This is a genomic window from Bartonella sp. AP258QHHD (assembly GCF_042196145.1).
In the GTDB taxonomy this organism is placed as follows: Bacteria; Pseudomonadota; Alphaproteobacteria; order Rhizobiales; family Rhizobiaceae; genus Bartonella.
Genome location: NZ_JBHIPR010000017.1, coordinates 1 through 759, shown reverse-complemented (window position 1 = coordinate 759; position 759 = coordinate 1). Strand labels below are relative to the sequence as shown.

Sequence of the window (759 nt, the reverse complement as noted above, 5' to 3'; positions counted from 1 at the left end):
TCTCCATTAGCAAGAAACTTAATTTTGCTATTTTCTTTGTCTGCTCCATGCTGTGCTACAAATGCCTGCTCATCATTACTCCACAATAGAGAATCTTTAGAAACACCCTCAATTTTCTGAGTAAATTCATTTGTTACATGTGTTAAGCGGCTATTCACATTGTTGATATTGTCATCAAGCCCTGTCAAAGCGTCACCAACATTATTATGGTCTTTAGATACTGCTACGCCATCTTCAGAAATGCGCGATAAATGATAGAGCGGACCGAACAAAATACCGTCGCTAAATTCCGCATTCCCACCCAAAATGTTTGCTACATCTCCAGATATTTTTTCAATCTGCCTACCATTGATCGCATCATGCGAATCTTCAGTAATTTTCCCATCTTTAACATTATGGAGGGAAACGGGTGCTGTAGTCTTATCACCACCCAAAGTTATGCTATTATAATTAACGGTATCGGTTTCTTTATCATAGAGAACTGCAGCAGCACTTGTAAGATTAATATCATTAGAAATCTTCTCTATACTTTTGTCAAGCTGAGCTTTGTTAACAGCTTCATTACCATTCACAGCTGCCTTCACACCAGAAATTGTACGAGCTTCACCAGATTTGTTTGCAACATTAATTTCTGTACCCCCTGTTGTCACACCAATGGTAATAGTACCTGCATCTCCTTCCTGCTTAACGAGGCTATTTTTTGTCGCATTCGTAATCTGATTTTGGATATTCGTGATAGAAGTATCAACAGCATTAAAA

The 759-nt window shown here is 38.2% G+C and carries 1 pseudogene; it reads right to left on the bottom strand.

Going from position 1 to position 759, the window contains the following annotated elements:
* A pseudogene (locus ACFIMM_RS02220) lies at positions 1-759 on the bottom strand (hypothetical protein); the annotation flags it as partial.